Source organism: Acinetobacter sp. YH16052, assembly GCF_013417155.1.
In the GTDB taxonomy this organism is placed as follows: Bacteria; Pseudomonadota; Gammaproteobacteria; order Pseudomonadales; family Moraxellaceae; genus Acinetobacter.
In genome coordinates, this window is sequence record NZ_VPEO01000107.1 from 1 (window position 1) to 2,098 (window position 2,098).

The 2,098-nt window shown below is 37.4% G+C and carries 1 pseudogene; it reads left to right on the forward strand.

From position 1 onward, the window contains the following. Nucleotides 1-692: 692 nt before the first annotated feature. Nucleotides 693-1,628, forward strand: a pseudogene (repM, locus tag FTV42_RS16385) (replication initiation protein RepM); the annotation flags it as partial. Between the last annotated feature and the right edge of the window lie 470 nt (nucleotides 1,629-2,098).

The following is a 2,098-nucleotide window of genomic DNA, read 5'->3' on the forward strand; positions in this document are numbered from 1 at the left end:
AGGTGCTTTTAAAGAAATCAGATCGAGAATATTACGATTTAGAAATCACTGAAGATCATCAAAAACTTTATGATCAGTACGTTTCAGGTGATTTAAACAAGCAAGATTTTGAAGAACAGCTAAACAAATTGATCAAGTAACCGAGCGAGTGTCTACGAGCGACTGAGCGTTATAAAAATTCGCCCCTGCCTTTTCCCTGATTACAAGCTCCCTGTTGCTTCATAACGAGATTTACAGAGCAAGGCGACTGTAGCCACTGGCTCCATGACGAGCGAAGCGACTGTAGCCACTGGCTCCATGACGAGCGAAGCGAGCATAAAGCTTTATGAGCGAAGCGAATCCATTCTTGTTTTTAGCGTCCTAGTGGATATTTGAAAAAACTGCCCCCAGGAATCGAGCGCAGCGAGATTCAATAGAGTTTGAGCGAAGCGAAAACATAGGGCAGTTTTAAATGCTTTTTAATTTTTTTTTGGCTTTTAATAATCTTTTAAGCTTTTAAATGCTTTTAGACACGCTGAAAGCATTGCTGTGTGCGCGTTTCAAGCTTCATTAAGTGACGTTTACCTTGCAATTAAGTGACGTTTACCTTGCAAAAAAATGAAAATTTCAAAAGATAAAGTGACGTTTACCTTGCATGTTGTGACGTTAATTATTAAAGTCACATAAACGTCTAAGAATAATAGAGTCACATAATGAGTAATTTAGTTGTTAAAGATAATGCGTTAATTAATGCGAGTTATAACCTCGATTTAGTCGAGCAAAGATTAATACTTTTAGCGATTATTGAAGCTCGTCAAAGTGGCAAGGGAATTAACGCAAATGACCCATTGATCATTCACGCTGAAAGCTACATCAATCAATTTTCGGCACATAGAAATACTGCATATCAAGCATTAAAAGATGCTTGTGATGACCTATTTGCAAGGCAATTCAGTTATCAGAGCCTTAGCGATAAGGGAAATATCCAGCACCATAAATCAAGATGGGTGAGTGAAGTTATTTATGTTGAGAAAGAGGCGGTTGTTAAATTAATTTTTGCCCCTGCCATCATTCCATTGATTACTCGCCTAGAAGAACAGTTTACAAAATACGATATAGAACAAGTTTCAGGGCTTACAAGTGCTTACGCTGTAAGACTTTACGAATTATTGATTGCTTGGCGTAGCACAGGTAAAACACCCATTATTGAGATACAAAAATTTAGACAAAAACTTGGTGTTCTAGATACTGAATACAAACAAATGAACGATTTTAAAAAGCGAGTTTTAGACATTGCCATAAATCAAATTAATGAAAAAACAGACATTAAAGTTAAGGTCGAACAGCACAAAACAGGTCGTGCGATTTCAGGATTTTCCTTCAAGTTTAAGCAAAAACAAACGGAAATTTCTGAAAAATCAGTATCTCCCCAACGAGATCAAAACACGCCTGACCTATTCACCAAAATGACAGATCCGCAACGCTTCCTATTCGCTCACAAGCTGTCAGAAATGCCTGAAATGAGCAAATACTCTGAGGGTACAGAATCCTTTCAAGATTTTGCGAAACGTATAGCAGACATGCTGTTAGAACCTGAAAAATTTAAAAAGTTTTATCCGCTTTTAGAAAAACTTGGCTTCGGTTCTAAGAAAAATCAATCAACAGTGAAACTGGTTGATCAAGTCAAAACCTACTCTATCGAAGATCATAAATTTATTGCATTCGACCCAAGGGGGAGCGTTCATCTTTCGAGCTGTGCTTTCAGCATTGCACGGGACAAAAGGTACAAGCACTTGAAAAAAGATAGCGAAAAAATGGCAGACTTTGAAAGCAGATTAAAAACGATGCTTCTCGATGAAAAACAACAATCTCAATTTTTTGAGATTTTGAGAGGTGAAACATCAAGGTTTAAACCTAACTAAAATCTCCTCTAAAAAAGATTTCAAAATGCCCCAACTTTTGGGGCTTATTTTTATCTTTTTCAGAGGTCGGTTTTTTGTTTCTCGGAGAGAAACGCGTAAGCGTGCATTCCCAACTGCTGTCGGAAAATGATAAATCCCCCAAACCGCTAAAACTTGCCGATCGGCAACTTTTAAAATATCAAATTTTCACACATGGC